Origin of the sequence: Amycolatopsis sp. cmx-4-83, assembly GCF_046548815.1 — a bacterium.
Taxonomy (GTDB): Bacteria; Actinomycetota; Actinomycetes; order Mycobacteriales; family Pseudonocardiaceae; genus Amycolatopsis; species Amycolatopsis pretoriensis_A.
Map to the genome: position 1 here is coordinate 281827 of NZ_JAEBEF010000010.1, position 23128 is coordinate 304954.

The window sequence follows — 23128 nt, forward strand, 5'->3', positions numbered from 1 at the left end:
CCCGAAGATCAACCCTCAGTGTATGTGACCGCACAGAGCGTGCGGCGGATTTCATGCTCGCGATGCATGAAATCCGCCATCCGAGGCTTTCACCTGCGGGAACCCATACCTCGACGTCGTTGGCAACCATGGTCTCGCCTTGGAGTCTTGACGGATGCAAGCGGTAGCAGACGGTGACAACGGCCGGTCGCATGGCACTCGGCTGGCGGACGCGTTTCGTCAGCTCACGCGACCACGCACGCCCGGTGAGCAACTGACCGAGGCGGACCACGAAGCAGCGGCGCTGGTGCTCGCGGCCCACTGGCCGAAGTTCGGTGCTCTGCGACCTCTGCCGGAGACCTGGAAGTGACAGCAAAGGAGCGGCTGATGACACCGCCCAACAACTACCGTCCCGCGGTTCTGGGCGTCAGCACCAGCTTGCGCGAAGCACGCGAACGGCGAGACATCGGACTACGCCCGCTCGCGCGTCAGATCGGCATTTCCCCATCTCGTCTGCACGCTTTGGAGCAGGGAGTCAACCTCCCGCACGAGCCCGATGTGGCTCGCGTACTCGGTTTCCTGCGGATCAGCGGCGCTGAGTACGACCGGATCATCAAGCTGGCCAGGCACGTCGATGACGTCAACTACCTCGAAGAGCACGCCTCGGAGGCGGTCGGTCTCACCCGGATCTACGAGCAATTGGCGACCCGGATCGTGGAGTGGGCGCCGCACTGCATCCCGGAGCTGCTCCGGACACAGCGCGCCGGGCAGGCGTGTAGCGAAACCCGGGACTTGGAGCCATTCGAACACAATGTCGGTCGGCAGGAAGTACAGGACGGCATTCACCAATACCTCTTCCTGATCGGCGAAAATGCTCTCTCCACAGCGAAAACCGGCCCTGGTGCCGTTGAGCAGATCTGCCGCGTCCGCACCGTGGCGAGCCTGCCACACGTGACCGTCCGGATCGTGCCGACGGCGGGCCACGACCCAGGCAACGCGTTCACGATCTTCGAAGTCGATCGCGCTTCCGTGGCTGTAGCGATCAAAAGCGTCCACTGCACCGCTTACCTGACTGAGAAGGCGCTGCTGGACAAGTACTCGGAAACTGCGGACGCCCTGAATCGACGGAGGCTCAGGAAGACCGCCACCGCGCTGAGCAACTCACCTTGGGAGCTGGCGTCGTGACGACCGTCGGCCCCCTCATCCACCAATCCCGGAGGAACGAACGATGACCGTCCGTCCGATCGCCGTCGCCGAGCAGGCGTCAAGCTGCTACTTCCGCACCACCGTGGACACCCCGCACCGCAAGGCCCTGGTCCAGATCATCGAGCGGTGCAACCTCCGCTGCGCTCACTGCTTCGTCTCCGCGACCAAGCACGGCAAGGACATGCCCCTGAACGAAGTGGTGAAGAAGGTCGTCCCCCGGCTGGCCGACGCCCGCGTCCAGCGGGTGACCCTCACCGGCGGCGAACCGACCATCCACCCGGACTTCCTCGGCATCGTGCACGCCCTCCGCACCGCCGGGATCGACGTCGGCATCTGCACCAACGCCACCACCCTCGACGACACCGTCATCCGGCAACTCGCCGATGCCCGAGTCCACGTCAACGTCTCCCTCGACGGATTCGCCGCCGACTCCCACGGCCTGTTCCGCGGCGACCGCACCTCCTTCGATGTCACCGTCGGCAACGTCCGCAAGCTCGCCGCCGCCGGCCTGCTGCAGGGCTTGCTATGCACGCCGAACAGCTTGGCCGCCAACGAGGAGTACGTCCGGTTGTGCGCGTTCGCCCGCGACAACGGCGCCCGCTACGTCCTGCTCAACCCGCTGGGCAGCATGGGCCGCGGTGTGAAATCCCAGCGGAGACTCGCGAAAACAGCCATGCACATGCAGGAAATCTTCGAGCTGACGGCCCCATTCGACGGCCCCGACCTCGACATCGCCCACATCCGCTTCCCCAACACCGACCGCAAGCCCCTCGCCGGCTGCGAAGCCGGGACGATCATCTACGTCTTCACCCCGGGCGAGGTCACCGTCTGCCCCTACCTCGTCTTCGCCGCCCGCACTCCCATCTCGCAGCATTCCGACACCGACTTCATCGTCGGCAACATCTTCACCGACCGCGACATCGCCGAACGCCTCGACTCCTACCGCTTCCACGACCGGTTCAAGGTCGGCGCGAACCCCACCTGCTTCCACTGCAACCTCGAGCCCGCCTGCGGCAAAGGCTGCCCGGCCGCAGTCGTCGCCAACGGCAAACGCATCGGCGACATCGACACCGAACAGTGCCCCGTCACCGCCGCCGACGAGCACCGGTTGCTGCCTCTGGACGTCGCATGACCGCGCCACGGCTGCCCGGCACACTGGTGACCTTCGAAGGCCCCGGCGGCGTCGGGAAGAGCACGATCGTCACGCTGGTCGCCGACCTCCTCAACGCTGACGGCGTCGCCGTCCACGCCGCCGTCCAGCCCTCCCGCGCTCCGCTGGGCGACCTGGCGCGGCATGGCACCGACACCTACCGCGGCATGGCCCTGGCCTGCCTCTGCGCTGCCGACCGCCACCACCAACTGGCCACCGAAATCCTCCCGGCCCTCGCCGAAGGCAAGCTGGTGCTCTGCGACCGGTACGTGGCTTCGTCGCTGGTCCTACAGGGAATCGACGACATCCCGCTCGACGTCGTCTGGGCCCTCAACCACGGCGCTTACCGGCCCGACCTGGTGGTGGCGCTGAGCGCGGCCCCGGCCGACGTCGAGGACCGCCTGCATGCCCGCGGCGGGCACAGCCGCTTCGAACGCACGCCCGGGAACAGCCTCCGCGAAACCCACGGCTACCAGGCGGCCACCACGTTCCTGCACGAGCAGGGCTGGCCCGTCCACGTCGTCGACTGCGCCGACAACCCCCAAATCACAGGTGGCACCATCATCGACCTGATCCGCCCCATCCTCACGGAGAGCCCGGCATGCCCCTGACCGTCCTCACCCTCAACGTCGGCAACCCCGCCGTCGAACGCGCCCGCCGCCAACGCGACTGGCTCGCCCACCGCACCGAGGACGTCTTCGTGCTCACCGAAACCGGCTCCGGACCCGGCTCCCACCTCATCGCCGACTCCTACCGCGACGCCGGCTGGTCGGTCACCTACCCCGACCACCCCGACAAGGAACGCGGCGTCATGCTGCTCTCCAAATACAAGTCCACGGTGGACCCCATCGGCGCCGCGATGACCTACCTCCCGGCCCGGCTGGCCGGCATCATCGTGCGCACCGACCGTGGACCGCTGCGCATTCTCGGCGCCTACGTCCCCTCCCGCGACGCCACCGAAGCGAAAACCACCCGCAAACGCGCGTGGATCGACGCCTTTCACCACGCCTATGACACCACCACCGACGACGCACCCGTCCTTCTTCTGGGTGATCTCAACGTCCTCGAACCCGGGCACATCCCGCCCCACCCGGGTCAGTTCGCGCCGTTCGAAACCGCCTTCTACACCGAGCTGACCCAGCGCCACGGACTCACCGACGCCTTCCGTGCACTGCACCCGACCGCGGTCGAGCACAGCTGGGCCCGCCGCGCCGAACTCGGCTACCGCTACGACCACGCCCACGCCTCCAGCCCACTGATCAACCATGTCGCGAGCTGCGCCTACGTCCACGACACCCGCCAAGGCGATCCGGCGCTGACGGATCATTCGGGTCTGGCGGTCGAGCTGACCCTGGCCGCGACCGCGTCGCTGATAACGTCCGACCCGGCAGCGGACCGCGAGGCAACGCTCTTCTGAACCTCGGTTCGCGGCCACCAGCACGCCGCCGAGCACCAGGGGACCCACCGGATGACCGTTGCCAGCGAACCGGACCTACGGGTCGGCGCCCGCGTCCTGCTCCTCAACCGCGACGACGAAGTCCTGCTCATCCGCGCCCGCGACCCCGACAAGCCCGACCACCGCTGGTGGGAACTCCCCGGCGGGGGCCGGAACCCCGGCGAATCGCTCGAGGACACCGCGCGACGGGAGATCGCCGAGGAAACCGGGCTGATCGTGGTCCAGATCGGCCGGAAACTCTGGACCCGTGAAAGCCGGTTCGCCTACCGCGGCCGCGAGCATCATCGCCTCGACCACGTCTTCCTCGCCCGCATCGACGACACGGCCCCGCAAGTGTCTCTGCAGCACTCGGCGAACGAGCGTGCCGGTCTCGTCGAGCGCCGCTGGTGGTCGATCACGGCGCTCGCGGAATGCGCGGACAAGCTCCTGCCCGACGAGCTTCCGGAACTGCTGCTGGCAGTCCTCGACGACCGCTTCCCAGCCGCTCCCCTGGCACTCACCGCTTGAGGTCGGCCTCGGCCGGCGTGGATGCAGGACAACTCCGGCGCGGCGCATGGCGATCCGCGCGGGCGATGCGAACTCGTCGCTGTGCAAGGGGCGCGCCTCGGTCAGCCGAGTCAGGTGCTTCGGAGGTTGCTGACGTCGGCCAGGTTGGCCAAGAGCTTTCCGTCGCGAGAGCGGCAACGATCGCAACGCCTCGAAAGATTCGCGCTACCAACGCGGTACGGGTGGACAACGTGATCGGCAAGGCACGCTTCATCGTCTTGTCGCCATCGTGCTGAGACACCATCATCAGCGACGTCAGCGCGCAGCACGCGGCTTCCTCCGGCCGCACGCGGTCCCGGTGTGGCACCAGAGCCTGCCGCTCGCGGTGGGCTTGGCACTCGCGGCGCCCGCACTGTTCCTCGGTCGCCCCGCACAGGCAAAGCTCACATACCGCTGATCAGGTGGCGCGCCGAGCGCAGTTGCTGACCCGCCTACCCACGGGCGGCGCGAGGTTGGAAGCTGCCCGAGCTGAAGGGTGAGACCGGGCGGCTGCCCCAGCGTCGGCCGGACGCCGGCTGCAGGATTGTTGTATGACGGCCGCTGTGGTGGGTCTCGGCGACTGCGCCCGGGCGCGCGCGGCATGTCGCCAATGCTCTTTTCCGAACGCTACTGCGATCAGGTGATGCGGCGGCAGCGGCTAAACCTCTCGGGACACGGGCGCATGACCTGGGACAACCCGTGTCGAAAAGGGCGCTCACGGCACCAACGGCAAGAGTGTGTTCGTCACGCCTTTAAACAAGAGCGTGAACCCCAACGGCAGCTTGCTCACAGGAAGACCACGCCGCGGCGCGGTCGGGCACGCCGACGTGGACGTGCACAGTCAGGGCGCGGCGGGAAAGATCTTGAGCGGTACCAGCGCCCACACGACCTTGCCCGCGCTGTCGGTCCGCACGCCCCAGTCCACGGTCAGCTGGCCCACCAGCCGGAGCCCGAATCGGCCGGATCCCGGCCCGCAGGCCCGCACCGGCGTGACGTCCGGGTCCGCGTCGCTGACTTCGACCAGCAGGTTTTCGGCGGAGCGGGTGACACGCAACTCGTGGACGGCGGTGGTGTGCTGGTAGGCGTTGCCGACCAGTTCGTCGATCACCAGGAGCACGCCGCCGTAACGATCGTCGGGGCACGCCCCGAACGTCAGGGCTTCGGCGACCACGGACCGAACCCGGCGCAGATCGGGGCGGTCGCTCAGCGCGACCGTCGTTTCGGCCGCCCCGGCGAGCCGATCGGTGAGGCGCGCCAACTCCCGGTCGAAATCCATGTTCGGGGTTCGGGCCGGTTCATCGTCCGGATTGGTGCCCGGATCCGGGATCACCGGATCAGCCGAAGGTGTCCGGGCCCGCCGCCGGTCTCCTCGGTGGTCGGCCCGTTCTCACCGGGTTCGTCCTCGGTTACGCGAACATCTGCATGCCGCCGAAGAACACCACCAGCAGAGCCCCGATTCCGAAGCCCGTCAAGAGCGCACCGCCGATGCCGGGCCGGATCCGGACGCCCGCGTAGGCCAGGCCCAGCGCGAACATCATCCAGGCGCCCACGAAGGCGAGGTGCGTCATCATGGTGCCGCTGAGATCGAAGGCGGCTTTCGCGCCGCCGGCGACGATCAGGGCGAAGACGATCGAGACTCCTGCGCGGGCCCACCGGTGCCCGGTCGCTCCGCCGGTCGAGGCCGGGTGCGGGTGACTGCGGGTCATGGGTGACCTCCTCGTCGGATCACTCAAGTCTCACACGAACCGGACCCGGTGATTCTTACCGCGCGGTTACCGGTGTCCGGTGGTCCCGGTCGAGAGGGCGCGCGGACCGTGCGAGCGCGGTCCCGCCGTTGCCGGCGGCCAGGACGACCCGCGAGGACACGGTGAACGGCGCGACGCCCGAGAGTCCGTGGCCGAGGGTGGCAGCCGCCGGCGAGTCGGCCGCCCGCCGAGCAGGACCCACCGGCGATCAGCCGGAGCTGTCGTTCGGCCTCGGATGTGGAGTTCTCCGCTCACCCGGGCGACGGCGGCACGCAGGCGGTGCCCGGCAGGAACGACGTCAGCCTCCAGTCCGGTTCACCGGCGGCGAGACCGGCCACCGCGTCGACCGTGCCGGGGCCGACGTTCGCACCGCCGATACCGGCCGGTATCCAGCCCACGATCATCACCACGCCGAAGGCGACTCCGGCGGCCGGGTCCGCTGCTCGCGCCGCGAGTGGTCTTCGCTTCGCCGGGGGAAGCCGAGCAGGCCGGGAAAGGGCGGCCCCGGTGGCAAAAGCCGGGCCGGGCGGCTCGACCTGTCGTCCGGACAGTTCACCGGCGGCCCGGTTGGACGCGCCGAATGGTTGCTTCGCCGGGGCGGAGGACCCAGGCGAGGGTCAGGTCACCGCGATGACGTCCACGGGACGGATGTCCGGATCGGCCGCCAGCAGGTCCGCGGCGACCTGCCCGAGCGCGACGGGAATCTGTCCGGCGAGGTGGGCTTGGCGGGCTTCTTCGGTCTCGAAGGTGTCGAAGATGCCGTAGGTGGTGTCGTCGATCTTGAACGCGTACCAGGTGACGGTCTCGGCGGCGGCGAGTGCGCGGCCCTGCTCGAGGAACGCGGCGAGCTCGTCGCCCCTGCCGGGCTTGGCTTTGAGAGTCGCGAGAAGTCCTCGGTCGACAGCCATCGGGTTCCTTTCGGTTGTGCGTCAGGTGGCTTCCCTGTCCACACCGGACACCCGCCCGGTCGGCGACAGCGCCGGGGTGGGCGGGTTCGGCGGCCGACGGCTCCAGCACGAACCGTGTCAGGGCGGTACGGGGATCCAAGGTGCGAAGCTGGTTGAGCTCGCCCAGCGGTTTGCGCAGCTGCTCGAACTCCGGGCCGATTTCGTTGCTGATCTGCTCGTGGGCGTTCGCGAGGGCGTCCTTGGCCCGCTGCGCGGTCTTGCGCACCGTGGCGATGGCACCGGGGAGACGTTCCGGGCCGAGGATGAACAGGGCGGCGACCATCAGGACGAGCAGGTGTTCCGGGCTGAGTCCCAGCATCGTGTCCTCCGGTGGGGCGGAGCGGGTGCCGGACCGCCCCGACAGCGGCCCGGCACCCCTCCGGATCAGTTCGCGGCGCTGGTGTTCACTTCGCCGTTGACTCCCTTGGGGAAGAACCCGCCGGAGGTGGCAGCCTTGTTGGTCAGGTAGACGATGTTGAGGACCTGTCCCGGCGAGCGGCTGTAGGCGATGCCGTTGGCGTCGGTGGGGACGATGTTGGCGTTGCCGCGGCTGTCGATCACACCCTGGTCGTCGTCGGTGGGGCCGTCGAGGCTGTCGCGGGCGTTGGACAGCTTGACGCTCGCTTCCCGCAGGTCACGGCCGAGCAGGCCGAGCCCGAAGATGCCGTCGGTGTGCTGGTAGAGCGCGCTGCGGATGTTGCCCGCGTGGTAGGCCTCCACGGCGAGGATACCGGCCGCCGCCTCCAGGTAGGTCTTGTTGCTGATCAACGGCGCAGCACCCTTGTAGGCCGTGACGCCGACGTCTTCGAACAGGAACGCCGCGAGCAGGAAGTTCTCTTCGCAGGCGAAGGCGTCGAAGCTGTGACCCGGCTTGACCAGCCCGGCGGCCTGGGCGGCGGCGGTGAAACTGGACCGCAGGTCGATCGCCGGCCGGCTGACCGCGGCCGAGCCCAGCGCGGAACGCAGGAACTGGACGTGTGCCTTCTCGTCGCCCGCGATCTCCTGGGCGTACTGCTTGGCAGCCTTGGTCTTGAACCGCACCGCGCGGCCGCCGGTGACGCCGCCGCGGGTGCCGGTGCCGGTCGTCATCGAGTCGGCGAGCCCCTTGCCGGTGACGGCGTGCAGGTAGAACTCGGCTTCGAGGTATTCCAGGTTGAGGGCGAAGTTGAGGACCGCGCCGTCGCTGACTCCGGCCGACGCGGCGGCGGCCGTCGCGGAGGGCCGGGCGGGTGCGGCGGACGCGGTCCCGGTGGCGAGACCGCCCAGGGCACCGGCACCGACGACGCCGAGGCCGGTCATGCCGGCGGCCTTGAGGAAGCGGCGGCGGTCCTGGTCGTTCTCGGCGCTTCGGTTGATCATCGAAGCGGCATAGCGCTTGCCAAACACGGACGAACTCCTCCCCGCCCGCGCGCGGAGGCGGCGGGCGTCACCCACCACCGGCTCCCGGCGCTGGGGATGGATCCTTCGTGGACGTTTCCCTTTCGAGACCGATCGCGGGGCGGATGGGTCGATTCCCCGACGGGATGGCGAACGGGCTGCCGAAGGGCGGCGACCGAGGGTGTCCAGCCGGGTGGTCGCGGTTGCCGGAAGAGTGGTATCCCCTCTCCGTGCCGACGAAAATCGCGACGTTTACCCGCTACTCGGTGGTAGCAAACCTTGTTGGAGTGAAAGAAAAAACTTCGATTTACCCCCAATCCAGTGATGATCGCCGCCCCGAACATTGACTGACGGTGAAGTCCAGCCTCGAAAGGGGGTGAGATAGATGGATATTTCCCTGACGGATGACACGCCGATCCGGCACCCGCTGCTTGTCCGGGTGCTGGTCGTGGCCGGCGCGTTGTTCGGATTCACCCTGGTGGCCTTGGCGGTGTCGCAGGCCGCGGACGCGTCCGAGGGCCCGCCCCCGGATCGGTCCGGCTTGCTCGGCCACATCGGGAGCACAGCTCACGGTGTGCTCAAGCCGGTCGAGCCGGTGCTCACGCCGGTCACCGAGCCGGTGCACGTGGTGACGTCGCAGGTGGCTCAGGTCGTGAAGCCGGTGACGCACGGGCTCGAGCCCGTGCTCGCGCCGGTCACGCGTCCGGTGCTGCGCGCGGCGGAGCCGGTGCTGTCGGCTCTTCGGCCCGTCACCGAGCCCGTTTTGCACGCGCTGTCCCCGGTGACCTCTCCGGTGCTGCACGCCACGGCTCCGCTGACCGCGCCGGTGGTGCGGGCGGTCGAGGCCGAGCACGTGGTCCGAGAGGCGACCGGGACTCCGGAGAACGACCGTCCGGTGCCGCGTGAAGACGTGGTGTCTTCACGCAGCGCGGCCGCACCAGCCGGAGGCAGTGCTCCGGTCACGGTCAGCACGGCCGGCCCGCAGCGTCCGCGAGACGTGCACGCTGCCCCGCGATCAGCTGCCGGGCAGTCCGGTTCGCGGATCGGGGTGGCCGGTCCGGTGTCCGGATCGGGCGGTGGCGGCCTGCCCGCCGACGTCTCCGGCGCGAGCGGGGCGATGTCGGCGAGTCCGGGTGGCCGGCACGGTGGCGAATACGCCGTGACCGCCGCCGGGAGCGCTGTTCCCGGTACCGATCGCACGTGGCGGGCACCGCCCGCGGGCGCGTGGTCGTTGCACTGGCTCGAGTACTACGGCAACGACCACCCGAGCTGACTGACCCTTTCCACCCTCAAAATCCACAATGGACAGAGAGTAAGGAAAGGGAAGTCATGCACAAGTACGTGCGACGCGGCCTGACCGCCGCGTTCATCTCCGGCGGGTTCGTCCTGCTGGGGTCAGCGGTGGCCAGTGCGGACACCGGGAACTCGGGCCCGCTGGGCGGGCTCGGCAGCACCCTGCACTCCGTGGTCTCCGGCGTTTCGGCCGGCGGCAACGGCGGCAACTCGGGTGACGGCGGGAACTCGAACAGCAGCAACAACGCCGTCAGCGGGAACTCCGGCAACTCGGGCAACTCCGGTTCCACCGGGCACAACAGCGCCTACGGCGTCTGTGTCCTGGCCCAGTGCAGCACCTCGGTGTCCTCGGGCAACTCCGGGAACACGGGCGCGACCGGTTCGACCGGGAACGCCTCGAACCACAGCACCACCACCGGCGGCAACTCCGGGAACGCCGGCAACGGCGGCTCCGGGACCACGGCGACGTCCGGCAAGAACACCGCCGGCTCGCACTCGTCGCGTGGTGGCGTCCTCGGTGTCCTCGGCTCGGTGACCGGCACCGCCAGGGGCGGCAACGGTGGCAACTCCGGCGACGCCGGGAACGCCACCAGCAGCAACAACGCCGTCAGCGGCAACTCCGGCAACTCGGGTGACTCCGGTTCCACCGGCGGGAACAGCGCCTACGGCCTGTGCCTGCTGGCGCAGTGCTCCACCACGGTGACCTCGGGTGACTCCGGGAACACCGGCGCCACCGGCTCGACCGGCGACGCGACCAACACCAGCACCACCACCGGCGGCAACTCCGGCAACGCGGGCAACGGTGGCGACGCCACCACGGCCGCGTCCGGCCACAACTCCGCCACGAACAACGGTGGACACGGCTGGAACCGTCACGACCAGGGCGGCAACACGGGCGTCCTGGGTGTTGTGACCGGCACCGCCAAGGGCGGCAACGGAGGCAACTCCGGCGACGCCGGCAACGCGAACAGCCACAACAGCGCGGTGACCGGGAACTCCGGCAACTCGGGCGACTCCGGTTCCACCGGCGGCAACACCGCCATCGTGTGGACCGTGGGCGGTCAGGACAACCGCTGGAACCACAGCGGTGGCTGGAACAACGGCGGCTGGAACCACGAGAACGGCACGAAGTCGGCCACCACGGTGACGTCGGGCGACTCGGGTGCCACCGGCGCCACCGGTTCGACCGGTGACGCGGGCAACTGGAGCACCACGACCGGCGGCAACTCGGGCTGGGCGGGCAAAGGTGGCGACGCCACCGTCGTGAGCACCGGCCGGAACTCCGCCGCGAACGGCACCAGCGGTCACGGCTGGGGCTGGAACCGGCACGAGCAGGGCGGCCGCACTAGCGTCCTGGGTGTCGTGACCGGCACCGCCAAGGGCGGTAACGGTGGCAACTCCGGCGACGCCGGGAACGCCACCAGCAAGAACAACGCCGTGACCGGTACGTCCGGCAACTCGGGTGACTCGGGCTCGACCGGCGGCAACACCGCCGTCACGTCGACCCGCGGGCACGAGCAGCAGGGCCGCCACCACGGTGGCTGGAACCACGAGAACAGCACGAAGTCGCACACCGCGGTGACCTCGGGCAACTCGGGTGCCACCGGCGCCACCGGCTCGACCGGTGACGCCTGGAACCACAGCAGCACCACCGGCGGGAACTCCGGCTGGGCGGGCAACGGCGGCGACGCCGACGTCCACGCCTCGGGCTGGAACACCGTCGCGCACACCCCGCACACCGTCTGACGGTTCGCGGAGAACAAGGAGCGGGGCACCGGAGGAATCCGGTGCCCCGCTCTTTGCGCGGAACGTCAGTCGCCAAGCACCAGGCCGTCGACCAGGAGACCGCCGTCGCAGTCGTCTCCGTCGTTCCAGCTGCCGTGGCCGCTGATCTGCAGGCCCAAGCCGTGGTGGTGATGGTGTCCTTCGCCGGAGGACTGCGCGACCGCCGGGGCGGGCGTGGTCGGAGGCGGACGCCGCGCCGGCGGACAGGTCTCCGGCGCCGGACCACGCCTGTGGGTAACACGACGAAGGCCCGGTCACCACGGTGACCGGGCCTTCATACCGAAGTCAGCTGGCCGCGAGGATGGCGACCGGTGGCGTGGTCGGCTGCAGCGATCCGGTGGCAGGTTCGATGGTCACCGCGACTCCGTCGGCGCCGGTGGGCAGGGCGGTCTCGACGGTGCCGTCGGGCCCGACCAGTCCCGCCGATCGCGGTGCGCCCGGTCCGGTCAGCCACACCTCGTAAGCGTGGCCGGCATCCAGCCGCGGGAGTGCTTGCGCGGCGACGAGGACCTTGCCCAGCCGCCGGGAGACCGTGGCCGAGACCGAGCCGCCGCCGGCCGCGGCCGTGCGCGCGGTGGTCGCGTCGGCCGCGGACGTCACCGCGCCGCCGTCGGCCACCGGCACCGGATTGCCGGGGACCGACTGGTCCAGCCCGATGCTGATGCCGCCGACGAGCACGGCCGCCGCCGCGGCGACGGACGCGATCCCGATCAGCGCGCGCTTACGCCACGGGGTGTGCCGCGCCGCGACGGCGGGCCCGGCGTCGACCTGGGGAGGAAGCTGCCGCGTCTGGGAGATCTCAGCGAGCACGCGCCGGCGGAACCTCTCGTCCGGGCCGGCGGCGGCCGCGGTGCCCAGCAGGGCGGCGGTTTCCCGGAAGCCGACGACTTCCTCGGCGCAGACCGGGCATTCGCCGAGGTGCCGGGTGAACGCGGCACGTTCGAGGTCGTCGACCGCGTCGAGGGCGTACGCGCCGGCGAGGATGTGGGCGTCGGCGGTGGTCATCGGTGCACTCCCAGAGCGTCGCGCAGGCGGATCAGTCCGTCCCGCATGCGGGTCTTGACGGTGCCGATCGCGACACCGAGTTTTTCGGAAACCTCCCGGCAGGTGTAGCCCTGGAAGTAGGCGAGCAGGATCGACTCCCGCTGGAGCTCGGTCAGGGCCGCCAGCGCGGCGCGGACCTGCGCGCGGTCGAGGCGGCCCAGCATCGTCTCGGTGACGTCGTCGTAGGGGCGACGCAGGTCCAGCCGGTCGGCCCGGTCCTGCCGGTCGGCCGCGGACTGCTCGGACCGGACCCGGTCGATGGCGCGCCGGTGCGCAATGGTCAGCGCCCAGGTCCGCACCCGCCCGCGCCCGGCGTCGAACGTCGCCGCCTTGCGCCAGATCTCGAGCAGGACCTCCTGGGTGACCTCCTCGGCGTGTGCCCGGGAGCGCAGCACCGCCAGCACGGTGCCGAAGATCGGCCCGGCCAGCTGGTCGTAGAGCACGGCGAAGGCCTGCTCGTCGCCGAGGGCGGTGCGCGCGAGCAGCTGTTCCGGATCCGGCTCGGCGCCGGTGCCGGTGCCGGTGCCGGTGCGGAGCGCGGCTGCGTGAGCGGTCATGGCACCTGTCCTTCCCGGCGGGCGCCGAGTCGCGTGCCGCGCTCAGCGGCGTGTCACGAGGAGTTCGTCCCAGCCGGCCCTCGCGGATTGGTGCGGTGAAGAGAAACCCATCTGGTCACTTACCAGGACGAGCGAGAACTCCTTGTCCACAGTGGATCGAGCAAGCCGCGGTGCCGGTCGCTCCGAACAGGAGGAAACCGATGAGGAGAATGTGATGACCGGCTCGACAGCGGTCTCGTTCGGGCACTACCAACCCGCCCGGACGGTCACCAACGACGAACTCGCGGACCGGCTCGGAACATCCGACGCGTGGATCCGCGACCGGGTGGGCGTGCACAGCCGCCGGATCGCGGCTCCCGGCGAGTCGGTCGCCGACATGGCCACGGCGGCCGCGGAAGCTGCCCTGCGGCGGTCCGGCCGCCGCGCCGCCGACGTCGACCTCGTGCTCGTCGCCACGTGCACCGCCTTCGACCGGATGCCCAACGTCGCCTGCCGGGTCGCCGAGCGGCTGGGGATCACCGCGCCCGGCGCGTTCGACCTCAGCGCCGCGTGCTCGGGCTTCTCCTACGCGCTCGCCGCGGCCGACCACGCCATCCGGGCCGGCGCCGCGACCCGGGCGATCGTGGTCGGCGCCGACAAGATGAGCGACTTCCTCGACTGGACCGACCGCTCGACGTGCGTGATCTTCGGTGACGCCGCCGCGGCAGCCGTCGTCGAACGGGCTCCCGCCGGGATCGGGCCGGTGGTGTGGGGTTCGGATCCGGCGAAGGGCCGCTGCATCACGCTCGAGGCCGCCGGGCCCGGCGTGCTGCCCGCGGTGTTCCGGCAGGAGGGCCAGGCGGTGTTTCGCTGGGCCACCACGGCGCTCGCGCCGATCGCCCGGCAGGCGTGCCGGCGTGCCGGTGTCGAACCGGCCGACCTCGGTGGTGTCGTGACCCATCAGGCGAATGTCCGCATCATCGAAGCGCTGGCCCGCAAGATCGGAGCGACCGGTGCGGTGATCGCGACGGACGTGGCGGAGTCCGGCAACACCTCGGCCGCCAGCATCCCGCTGGCGCTGTCGAAGCTCATCGAGCGCCGGGAAATCGCGGTGGGCGCGCCCGTATTGCTCTTCGGCTTCGGCGCCGGGCTGACGTACGCCGGTCAGGTCATCAGCTGCCCGTGAGATTCTGTTCTTTCACCTGATCCAGTGTGATGGGCCAGCGCGACCAATACTGCGATCGAGTTGCTTCGAACCCCTGGTATGACCGCCACCGAACGCGACGTCCCGGAAGCTCCGTCAGCACCCCCGCGTGCCCGGCTGAGGTTCTTCGCAGCCGCGTTCGTGGGAGTCCTGGCGCTGGCGGCCGCGCTGGCGGCCGGGCACCTGGTGGCCGGGTTCATCAGCGTCAACGCCTCGCCCTACCTCGCGGTGGGCAACGGCGCGATCGATCTCACGCCGGTCGAGCTGAAGGACTTCGCCGTCCGCACCTTCGGCACCTACGACAAACTGGTGCTGCTGGGCAGCATGGCCGTGGTCATGCTGGGTGTCGCCGCGCTCGCGGGAGTCCTCTCGCGCCGCTCGCCCGTCCCCGGCACCGTGCTCATCGCCCTGTTCGGCCTGGTCGGTGCCTTTGCCGTGTTCGAACGCCCCGACCTGACCGCGGTCGCGCTGCTCGCGCCGCTCACCAGCCTAATCGTCGGCATCGCCGTTTTCCTGCTCCTGCACCGGATCGCGCCGCGGGTGTGGCGCGACGCCGACGGCGAGAAGACCGGCACGTCGCGCCGGGCGTTCCTGCTCGGCGGCGCGGGGGTCGTCGTCGGCGCCGGTGCGGCCGGGCTCGGCGGCCAGCTGGTCGGCTCGTCGCGGGACGCGACGGCGTCCAGGGCGGCGGTCGGCAAGCTGATCCCGGCGCGGACCGCGCCGATGATCCCGGCGGACGCGGACTTCGCCAAGCTCGGCACGCCGCCGTTCCTGACGCCGAACGACAAGTTCTACCGCGTGGACACCGCGTTGTCGGTGCCGCAGCTGCGCACCGAAGACTGGAGCCTGCGCCTGCACGGCATGGTCGACCGCGAAATCCGCTACAGCTACAACGACATCCGCAACCGGCCTCTGGTCGAGCGCACGGTCACGATGACCTGCGTGTCCAACGAGGTCGGCGGCGACTACGTGTCGACGTCCAACTTCATCGGCGTCGACCTGGCCGACCTGCTCGCCGAAGCCGGCGTGAAACCGGGGGCGGAGCAGCTGTTCTGCACGAGCGTCGACGGCTGGACGTCGGGTACGCCGGTCGCCGCGGCGGCCGACCGCGACCGCGGCGCGATGCTCGCGATCGGCATGAACGGCGAGCCGCTGCCGCTGGAGCACGGGTTCCCGGCGCGGCTCGTCACGCCCGGGCTGTACGGGTACGTGTCGGCGACGAAGTGGGTGGTGGACATCGAGGTCACGACCTGGGCCGCCCGGCAGGCGTACTGGCTCAAGCGCAGCTGGGCCCGCGAAGCGCCGATCAAGACCGAGTCGCGGTTCGACTCCCACCGCGGGTTCGCCAACGTCCAAAAAGGAAAGGTGCGCGTGGCCGGGGTCGCGTGGGCCCAGCACACCGGGATCGAGAAGGTCGAAGTCCGCGTCGATCAGGGGCCTTGGCAGGAGACCACCTTGTCACGGGAGGTCAACCTGAACACGTGGCGGATGTGGTGGACCGAGGTCGACCTGTCCGCCGGGGTGCACCAGGTCTTCTGCCGCGCCACCGACAAGGCCGGCTACACCCAGACGGACCAGCGCGCGGGCACCGTGCCCGACGGCGCGACAGGGTGGCACAACGTCACCTTCACCGCAGCCTGAGATTTTCTTCCCGATCGACCAATCCGATTCCCGCCGGGCCCCGAATCACGGGCAACAAGAGGTTCTCGCCGCTTCGGCAGCCTCAGCCGTGTAATCAATTGGAGTGAATTCTCGTGCGTAACCTTCGTATTGCCAGTATCGGCCTGACCGCGGCCGCCGCGCTGACCCTCACCGCCTGCGGCAGCAGCGACACCGCTTCGTCGGGCAGCTCCAGCAGCTCGATGGCGCCGTCGTCGTCGATGGCGGCGCCGTCGTCCAGCGCGGCCTCCGCGGACGGCGTGACCACCAACGCCGACGTGTTCGGTCCCGCGTGCAGCCAGCTGCCGCAGGGTTCCGCCCCGGGTTCGCTGGACTCGATGGGCCCGCAGCCGGTCGCCTCGGCCGCCTCGACCAACCCGCTGCTGACCAAGCTGGTGGCCGCGGTCAAGGCCACCAACCTGGTGGACACGCTCAACAGCGCGCCGGCGATCACGGTGTTCGCGCCGGCGGACCCGGCGTTCGCGGCGCTGGGCGACGCGAAGTTCGCCGAGCTGGCGGGCAAGCCGGCCGAGCTGTCGCCGATCCTGCAGTACCACGTCGTGGGCAAGCGCTACGACGCCAAGGGGCTCGCGTCGGCGGGTTCGCTGGACTCGCTCAACGCCGCCGGTGGCCCGCTGAAGATCGAGGGTTCGGGCGAGAACATGACCGTCAACGGCGCGAAGATCCTCTGCGGCAACATCCCCACGAAGAACGCCACGGTCTTCGTGATCGACAAGGTGCTGACCCCCGGCACCAACAAGTAACACCGGCTCGGCCACCGACGGGTGGCCGGCCCCGGACGGCCGCTTCGGGCTCCCCCAGCCTCCTGGAGTCCGAAGTGGCCGTCCTTCGCTGTCCCAGCGGGGACAGCGACCGCAGTCTGGCGGCGGGTAGCAGGACATCCGCCGCCGGGGACGCCGAAGCGGCGGCGTCCGTCGGTCGTCGCCACCGCCGGATCACTCCAGGGTCGTGGCGGCGACCGGCCCTTTTTCGCCGGCACCGGGGATTCACGGCGAGGTTGCGGGAAAGACCCTGATCGGCACGGGCGCCCCGACCACTTTGCCGTCGCTGTCGGCGCGTAAGCCCCACTTGCGGGACAACTGCCGACCAGCCGGAACCCGCTTCGGCCGGATCCCGCACGGCAGGCGCGCACCGGCGGTCCCCGGGGGCAACGTCAACGAATCGGCAATCAGGGTCCGCACCTGACGCAGATCCGGAAATCCGCTCACCGTGACCCGGATTTCGGCAGCTCCGGCGATCCGGTGGGTAAGCCGCGCCAATTCCTCACCGGTTGCGACTCACAATGGACTTTCCAGCTCACTCAGGAGTGTTTCGTGACGAAGGTTCGTGGCGCCGGTATCGGCCTGGCCGCGGCCACTGTGCTCACGCTCACCGCGTGCGGCGGCCATGACACCGTTTCCCCGGGTGGGCCCGGCAGGGCGATGCCGCCGGCGCCGAGCATTGCCGGGACGACCGGGACCCCGGACGGCGTGACGACCAACGCCGACGTGTTCGGACCGGCCTGCTCGCGGCTGCCGCGGGGGCCCGCGCCCGGTTCGCTGGACTCGATGAGCCCGCAGACGGTCGTTTCGGCTGCCGCGACCAACCCGCTCCTGACGAAGCTGGTCGCCGCGGTGAAAGCGGCCCATCTGGGCGACACCCTCGAGAGCGAGCCCGCGATCACCGTGTTCGCGCCCGCCGATCCGGCGTTCGCTGCGCTGGGAGACGTGAAGTTCGCCGAGCTGGCGCCGATTCTGCAGTACCACGTCGTCGGCAAGCGCTACGACGCCAAGGGTCTCGCGACCGCGGGTTCGGTCGACACCGCAGCCGGCCCGCTGACGATCGAAGGGGTGGGCGAGAGCATGACGGTCAACGGCGCGAAGATCCTGTGCGGCAACATCCCCACCAAGAACGCCACGGTCTTCGTGATCGACAGGGTCCTGACCCCCGGCGCCATCGGGTAGCGGAGGTTTCCGGGCCGAGCGCCGTTCCCTTGCGGATGGCCCGGAACGCGAGAACGGCCGCCGCGGTTCCTCGATCACGGGAACCGCGGCGGCCGCCGGCCCCTGGCGGCGCCGAACGCGGCGGCGTCCCCAGGTCGCCCTGTCGCCTAGTGAAGCAGGTGGAAGTCGTTGCCGGAGCCGATGGTCAGGTGGCTCAGGTCGGCGCCGATGTTCCCGCTCAGCGCGCCTTCGCCGATGTTGCCGACGACGTCGTGGACGTTGCCGCTGCCCGAGGCGATGTCGCCGACGTGGTTGGTCACGTCGCCGAGGTGGTTGGTGACGTCGCCGACGGTCGCGTTGTGCGAGACGTCGCCCAGGTGCACGGTCGCCTGGCTCACGACGTCGCCGACGGTGTGCTCGATGCCGGTGTTCGCGCCGAGGTTGCCGGTGAGGTCACCGATCGTCGAGCCGACGCCCTGGGCGTTGCCGACCGTCGAAGTGAGACCGGAGAGGTCCTGGACACCCGAGGTCAGGTTCCCGCCGTCGAGGGCGCCGGTGACGTCGCCGCCCGTGACGTGCCCGGTGACGTCGCCGAGGGTTCCGGTGACGGCGGTGACCGGGTCGGCCTGGCCGCCACCGATGTGGTCGATGCTGCCGGCCAGGTCGCCCGCCGCGGTGAACGGGTCGGCGATGTTCTGGGTCAGGGCGGTCATGCCGCTGACCGCGCCCAGCACGTTGTTCTCGGAGCCGGCGTCGCTCAGGGAGAGGTTCTGGGTGAGGGCCTTGAGCTGCTCGATCGCGCCGGCCTGGCCGGTGGTGAGCGAGTCGAGGTTCAGGCCGTTCTCGCCGCCGAGGTTGCCGACCGGGGCGAAGTCGAGGACGAGCGGGAGGATGTCGTGCAGGTCGGCGCCGGAGATGTCGCCGAGGCCCGCGCCGTCGAGCGTGCCCTGCGGGTCGTTGCCGAAAGCACTGCGGGCGGAGGAGTCGTTGAGCAGGTTGAGCGTGAATTCGTACAGCGACTGCGCGGGGTTCATCGACCAGGCTCTCTCTGGGGAACGGGTGGCGTCGCGACCTCGGGGATCACCGACCGCACCGACGCTAGGGCGTCGGCCGGCCCGCGGACATCGGGTGTGACGCCTATCGGTGATCTTCGTAATCCCTGGGGGGGTCCTATGACCCATTAGGGGGTAACTCGTTCGCGTGACGCGGGTCTCATTCGAAAACCGGGGGCCGGGCCGCCCATCTGCTTCGGTTCGCAGGCACGAATCCCCTGCGGGTGGCCATTCCATGGCGCCGTGACGGGAGGTGTCGTGGAGGAGCTGCTGTCGGCCCGGTTGCGAGAGGTGCTGGCCGGGATCGACGCTCGTCCGGGTGACCCGGTGAGACTGGTCCTGACCGGTGCGCATGGGCACGGCAAGTCGACGGTCCTGAACGCGATCGGCCGGCGGTACCGCGCGGCCGGCGTCGCGGTGATCGGCAGGGACGACCTCGCCACGGCTGTGCCGGCCTCGGATTCGGCGGTGCTGCTCGACGACGCCGAGACGCTGACCGGCGAAGCCCGCGCGGCTCTGCTCAGGCTCGCGGAGAGCGCGTCCCGGCTGGTGCTCACCCACACGCCGGGAGTGGCTGGGCCGGTCGTCCCCGTGCCGGCCGGGGTGCCGGCCCAGTACCTGCGCTTGGCACCGTGGAGCCCGGGCGACGTCGTCCGGTTTTCCGGCGACGTGCTCGGGCGGCCGCTTACCTGGGAGCGGGCGGTGACGCTGCAACGGGCCACGAGCGGGGTCCCGCGACTGGTGACGCGGTGCTTGCGGGTCGCCGCCGTCGAGGAACTGATCGACCAGCTGCGGACCGAGCTGGACGGCCTGGGCGAACCGGGGCTCACCTACCTCGTCGCGGCCGAGGCCGGTGGCCGGGGCGATTTGGAACTGCTCGCGGTCGCCCTGGACCGGTCCCGCGATGAGGTGTCCGCCGTGGTCGAGCAGGTCCGGGTAGCCGGCCTGCTGGCCGCCGACGGTGCGGTGCCGCCGGTCGTGGCGCGCGCGGTGCGCGAGCACACCGGTGCCGATCGCCGGTTGACCGTGCTGGTGCGGATGCTGGAAGTCCAGCTGGCCGCCGGGCGGCCGGTGCTGGCCATCGCGCAGGCGCTGTTGCGGCTCGATGCGGCCGGGGGTCTCGTGCGCGCCGGTTTCGAGACGGCTGCCGCCGAAGCCGTCGCCGAGGACCCCGCGCTCGCCTACGACCTCTACGCCGCCGCGGCCCACGCCGGCAGCTCGCGGATCCGCCTGGCGCCGGACTGGGCGCGCGCGGCGATGCTGAGCGGGCGGCTCGACACGGCGCTGCGGCTCGGCGACGAACTGCTGAGCACCGCCGAGCCGCACGCCCGGACACAGGGAGCGCTCGTCGCCGGCACGGTGATCGCCCGCCGCGGCGACCTCGCCCGCGGCGCGGAGCTGCTGCGCTGGTCCGCCGATCCCGGAGCGGCCCGGCTGGCGAACCTGGCCGCGATCGCGCTCGGGGAGACCGTCGACGGCGCGCTCGAGGCGACGCCCGACCCGGCTGCTGCCTACGGTCACGTCGCCGCGCAGCTGCTCGACGGCATCCGGGACTCGGTGGCCGGCCGGGCGGAAGCCGCCCTCGCGACGTTGCTGGGCGCGGCCGATTCGGCAGCGGCCACCGGGACCGGGCGCCTCCTGCCGGACTCACCCGCGGTGCTCACGGCGCTGGTCGCACTGCACACGGCCGAGTTCGACCTCGCCCGTGGTGTGCTCGATCGGGCCGCCGGAGGAGAGCGGCACGTGCTGCTGCTCGGCTGGACGGCGATGCTGCAGGGCGACCTCGCCACCGCGGAAGCCCACCGAACCGCGGTGCACCGGCCCGGGGTCCGCCTCGCGCCGCGCGACGAGCTGTTCCTGCACGGGCTGGAGCTGGGACTGGCTCGCCGCGGCGGGACGCCCGAGGCCGTGCGAGAGCGCTGGGGAGCAGCGTACGAAGCGGTGATGCGGCAACCGGTCGACCTGTTCGCCCTGCTGCCGCTGGGAGAGGTACTCGTGGCCGCGGCGCGGATCGAGGAGGGCTACCGGGTGAGCATGCACCGGGACCGCGCCTTCACCTTGCTCGATCGCCACGGCTCCCCGGTGCTGTGGTCGGCGTGGCTGCACTGGGCCGCGTTCCACGCGGCGATCGTTTCCGGCGACGCCGACACCGCGCGGGAGGCGTTGCACCCGTTGGCCGCGACCGCTGCTTCCGGGCGGCTCGCGCAGGCTTTCGCCGCCGCCGGCGCGCAGTGGCTGGCCGTCCTCGGCGGCTCGGTCGAGGTCGAGGCGGTCCTGGCCGCCGCGGAGCTGCTCAACCGCGCCGGGCTGCGGTGGGACGCGGCCAGGCTGGCCGGCCAGGCGGCTGTCCGCGCGACCGACCGTGCGGACATGGTCACGCTCTTGCGCGCGGCGAAGCAGTTCCCGGCGAGCTCGGCCGTGACCGCGCCCGCCTCGTCGGCAGCCGGCGAACCGCCGGTTCTGACCTCGCGCGAGCGGGACATCGGGCGGCTGTTCGTCGCCGGGCACACCTACAAGGAGATCGGCGAACGGCTGCACATCTCCGGCAAGACCGTCGAACACCACATGGCCCGCATCCGCGCCAAGCTCGGCGTCTCCGACCGCCGCACCCTCGCGACGTTGCTGGGCGGCATGCTGGGCGATGCGAGCTGAGGCTCATTCACCGCGTGAGCCCGTTCGCGGAGCCCGGCGGCAAGACCGGCGACGGTCAGCAGGTCGACGAACCCGCCGCCGTACTCGACCAGGCGGGGGCGGCGGGCGCCGGCCAGGCGGAAGCGGAGGTGAACCCGGGTGCCGCCGTTCTCGGGGGTGAGGTGGATGGCCCAGCTGATCTCGATCCGGCCGCGGGTCGACGATTTCAAAGGTGGCGTTGCGGCCGCCCAGAATTGGGGTGCCCGTCGATCGCCCGGGAACCCGGACCGCGGTGTTCGCGTTGCTCTGCTCCCTTGGACTCGAACCGAGAGCCCTCCGGGCATGGAGTCGACCTCAATCTGAATCCACCTTGCGCGGCCGCCCACCGCCGGCGCCTTGGCCGGGACGTGCAGCGGCCCACTGCTCGATTTCCGCCTTCCGGCCAGGAGCCCAACCAGGCGTCCGGCCGATGACGACGTCGGGCTCCGGGAAAGGGTGAGAGCCTGCGTAGCGGGAACGCCAGTTCGCCACGGCGCGGTGGCCGACGTCGAACCACGACGCGATCTCGACCATGTCGACGTAGCGGAAGGTCGTGCCCGGCGGTGCGGCCGGGCCGTCCGAGTACTCCACCGGGCGAAATTAGCAGGAACAACCAGGTGGAGCCGGGATTCGACGGGCTTGGCGCGTCGGCACAGGTCAGAGCCGTCGAAGAAAGGCGAGCGCTTGGATCCCCGGCTTCAGGCTGTCGATCTGCTCTAGAAACGTCGCTCGCCGACGCAACGCTTCGTCAGGCCAATTCGGATGGGCCAGGACGTCACCGACGTACAGGACCACGCGTGGTCCGAGGCCCCAGAGCAGGCTGTTGACCGCGGCGCAGGCAACGGCGAGTTCGTCGACGTCCGCACCGAACCAGAGCATTTCAGCCGGATCAAGGCCGCGGTTGCAAACGATCGTTGCGGCGGTGCGGAAGATCCCGCCGGTGCCGACGGTGTCGTCGCAGAACGACTGCCCGGCCTTGAGGTCGCCGCGTGCGACCGCGGTCAACGCACGTGCGACGTCGCCGGGCGTGTACATCTGCGCGTTGACCTTCATGGCATTTCGCGACCGGAGTGCGCCCAGCAATGGACCCAACAGGTCGCAGTCGAACCGGCGTTCGGTGGCGGTCAGGTCCAGCTGACCGGCCTCCAGCGCAGCGTCGGCAACGTGCTTGATCCGCTGGCGCGCAGGTTCACTCAGCTCCGCGAACAACCAGCCGAGCAGCGGGCGGACCCACAGTGCCAGGTCCGGACGACGCGCCAGTGAGGTGCCCCAGATCCGGCGAGCGTCGTCGATGAACCCGGCCGGTGACGCTGAGCGGACCTTTTCAGCCGGTCCGCCGGCTCCCTCGACAAGTCCTGCCAGGGCGATCGTCGCAACGATGCCCAACGGCACTTCGGCTTGATCAGGCCCACCGCCCTTGTGCCAGGCCGTAGCGACCTGGACAGCGACTTTCAAAGCGTGCACCTCAAATTGATCGGCCCGCGTTTCGCCGGCTCGCCGGACCGGTACTTCCCTCGCGCCATGCCGGATACCTCCCCGCCATTCCTTGTTGACTAA

At 70.5% G+C, this 23128-nt stretch carries 22 protein-coding genes; 12 read left to right on the forward strand and 10 right to left on the reverse strand.

Features of this window, described 5'->3' with window-relative positions; all coding sequences use genetic code 11:
• The first annotated feature begins 366 nt into the window (after positions 1 to 366).
• From ACLJQM_RS30815 to ACLJQM_RS30835, 5 genes are read left to right on the forward strand one after another with little or no spacing between them, the layout of a single operon-like run.
• The gene (locus tag ACLJQM_RS30815) at positions 367 to 1164 is read left to right on the forward strand and encodes a Scr1 family TA system antitoxin-like transcriptional regulator (protein ID WP_410633822.1); all 798 of its coding nucleotides are present in this window, start codon (positions 367 to 369) and stop codon (positions 1162 to 1164) included.
• A gap of 43 nt (positions 1165 to 1207) precedes the next feature.
• Entirely contained in the window at positions 1208 to 2317 is a 1110-nt protein-coding gene (locus tag ACLJQM_RS30820) for a radical SAM protein (protein WP_410633824.1), read from the forward strand.
• Entirely contained in the window at positions 2314 to 2946 is a 633-nt protein-coding gene (gene tmk, locus ACLJQM_RS30825; RefSeq protein ID WP_410633826.1) for a dTMP kinase, read from the forward strand. Before ACLJQM_RS30820 ends, tmk begins: the two co-directional genes overlap by 4 nt.
• A complete protein-coding gene (locus ACLJQM_RS30830) occupies positions 2937 to 3752 on the forward strand; it encodes an endonuclease/exonuclease/phosphatase family protein (RefSeq protein WP_410633827.1) in 816 nt (271 codons plus the stop codon). Before tmk ends, ACLJQM_RS30830 begins: the two co-directional genes overlap by 10 nt.
• Positions 3753 to 3803: 51 nt before the next feature.
• Entirely contained in the window at positions 3804 to 4298 is a 495-nt protein-coding gene (locus ACLJQM_RS30835) for an NUDIX hydrolase (protein ID WP_410633829.1), read from the forward strand.
• A gap of 859 nt (positions 4299 to 5157) precedes the next feature.
• Here the strand turns inward: ACLJQM_RS30835 and ACLJQM_RS30840 are convergent.
• The 5 genes from ACLJQM_RS30840 to ACLJQM_RS30860 all read right to left on the reverse strand — a co-directional run bounded on the left by ACLJQM_RS30840 (position 5158) and on the right by ACLJQM_RS30860 (position 8394).
• Entirely contained in the window at positions 5158 to 5592 is a 435-nt protein-coding gene (locus ACLJQM_RS30840) for an ATP-binding protein (protein WP_410633831.1), read from the reverse strand.
• A 130-nt stretch (positions 5593 to 5722) separates the two neighbouring features.
• A complete protein-coding gene (locus ACLJQM_RS30845; RefSeq protein WP_410633832.1) occupies positions 5723 to 6022 on the reverse strand; it encodes a hypothetical protein in 300 nt (99 codons plus the stop codon).
• Between the two features lie 290 nt (positions 6023 to 6312).
• Entirely contained in the window at positions 6313 to 6459 is a 147-nt protein-coding gene (locus ACLJQM_RS30850) for a hypothetical protein (protein ID WP_410633834.1), read from the reverse strand.
• 219 nt (positions 6460 to 6678) lie between these two features.
• Positions 6679 to 6969: a putative quinol monooxygenase gene (locus tag ACLJQM_RS30855; RefSeq protein WP_410633835.1), complete on the reverse strand. Its 291-nt coding sequence runs from the start codon at positions 6967 to 6969 to the stop codon at positions 6679 to 6681.
• A gap of 423 nt (positions 6970 to 7392) precedes the next feature.
• Positions 7393 to 8394, reverse strand: coding sequence for a ferritin-like domain-containing protein (locus tag ACLJQM_RS30860; protein WP_410633836.1), 1002 nt, complete (start codon positions 8392 to 8394; stop codon positions 7393 to 7395).
• Between the two features lie 376 nt (positions 8395 to 8770).
• On the opposite strand from ACLJQM_RS30860, the gene ACLJQM_RS30865 reads away from it, so the two are divergent.
• Complete coding sequence (locus ACLJQM_RS30865) at positions 8771 to 9658, forward strand: hypothetical protein (RefSeq protein WP_410633838.1); 888 nt, start codon at positions 8771 to 8773, stop codon at positions 9656 to 9658.
• Between the two features lie 56 nt (positions 9659 to 9714).
• Entirely contained in the window at positions 9715 to 11424 is a 1710-nt protein-coding gene (locus ACLJQM_RS30870; protein WP_410633839.1) for a beta strand repeat-containing protein, read from the forward strand.
• Between the two features lie 324 nt (positions 11425 to 11748).
• On the opposite strand, the gene ACLJQM_RS30875 is transcribed toward ACLJQM_RS30870, so the two are convergent.
• Together ACLJQM_RS30875 and sigK are read right to left on the reverse strand one after the other, a co-directional pair.
• A complete protein-coding gene (locus ACLJQM_RS30875; protein WP_410633840.1) occupies positions 11749 to 12468 on the reverse strand; it encodes an anti-sigma factor domain-containing protein in 720 nt (239 codons plus the stop codon).
• The gene (gene sigK / locus ACLJQM_RS30880; protein WP_410633842.1) at positions 12465 to 13064 is read right to left on the reverse strand and encodes an ECF RNA polymerase sigma factor SigK; all 600 of its coding nucleotides are present in this window, start codon (positions 13062 to 13064) and stop codon (positions 12465 to 12467) included. Before sigK ends, ACLJQM_RS30875 begins: the two co-directional genes overlap by 4 nt.
• Positions 13065 to 13278: 214 nt before the next feature.
• Between sigK and ACLJQM_RS30885 the strand changes: the two genes are divergently transcribed.
• The 4 genes from ACLJQM_RS30885 to ACLJQM_RS30900 all read left to right on the forward strand — a co-directional run bounded on the left by ACLJQM_RS30885 (position 13279) and on the right by ACLJQM_RS30900 (position 17870).
• The gene (locus ACLJQM_RS30885) at positions 13279 to 14229 is read left to right on the forward strand and encodes a beta-ketoacyl-ACP synthase III (protein ID WP_410633843.1); all 951 of its coding nucleotides are present in this window, start codon (positions 13279 to 13281) and stop codon (positions 14227 to 14229) included.
• Between the two features lie 78 nt (positions 14230 to 14307).
• A complete protein-coding gene (locus tag ACLJQM_RS30890) occupies positions 14308 to 15888 on the forward strand; it encodes a molybdopterin-dependent oxidoreductase (protein ID WP_410633845.1) in 1581 nt (526 codons plus the stop codon).
• 113 nt (positions 15889 to 16001) lie between these two features.
• The gene (locus ACLJQM_RS30895) at positions 16002 to 16670 is read left to right on the forward strand and encodes a fasciclin domain-containing protein (RefSeq protein WP_410633846.1); all 669 of its coding nucleotides are present in this window, start codon (positions 16002 to 16004) and stop codon (positions 16668 to 16670) included.
• Between the two features lie 570 nt (positions 16671 to 17240).
• Positions 17241 to 17870 (forward strand): fasciclin domain-containing protein, encoded by a 630-nt coding sequence (locus tag ACLJQM_RS30900; RefSeq protein ID WP_410633847.1) that lies wholly within the window; start codon positions 17241 to 17243, stop codon positions 17868 to 17870.
• A 146-nt stretch (positions 17871 to 18016) separates the two neighbouring features.
• Here the strand turns inward: ACLJQM_RS30900 and ACLJQM_RS30905 are convergent, their stop codons facing one another.
• Entirely contained in the window at positions 18017 to 18883 is an 867-nt protein-coding gene (locus ACLJQM_RS30905; protein ID WP_410633848.1) for an IniB N-terminal domain-containing protein, read from the reverse strand.
• A gap of 261 nt (positions 18884 to 19144) precedes the next feature.
• Here ACLJQM_RS30905 and ACLJQM_RS30910 point away from each other — a divergent pair, with 261 nt between their 5' ends.
• Complete coding sequence (locus ACLJQM_RS30910) at positions 19145 to 21553, forward strand: LuxR C-terminal-related transcriptional regulator (RefSeq protein ID WP_410633849.1); 2409 nt, start codon at positions 19145 to 19147, stop codon at positions 21551 to 21553.
• A gap of 333 nt (positions 21554 to 21886) precedes the next feature.
• Here the strand turns inward: ACLJQM_RS30910 and ACLJQM_RS30915 are convergent, their stop codons facing one another.
• Together ACLJQM_RS30915 and ACLJQM_RS30920 are read right to left on the reverse strand one after the other, a co-directional pair.
• A complete protein-coding gene (locus ACLJQM_RS30915) occupies positions 21887 to 22162 on the reverse strand; it encodes a hypothetical protein (protein WP_410633851.1) in 276 nt (91 codons plus the stop codon).
• A 66-nt stretch (positions 22163 to 22228) separates the two neighbouring features.
• Complete coding sequence (locus ACLJQM_RS30920; protein WP_410633853.1) at positions 22229 to 23026, reverse strand: N-6 DNA methylase; 798 nt, start codon at positions 23024 to 23026, stop codon at positions 22229 to 22231.
• Positions 23027 to 23128: the final 102 nt, after the last annotated feature.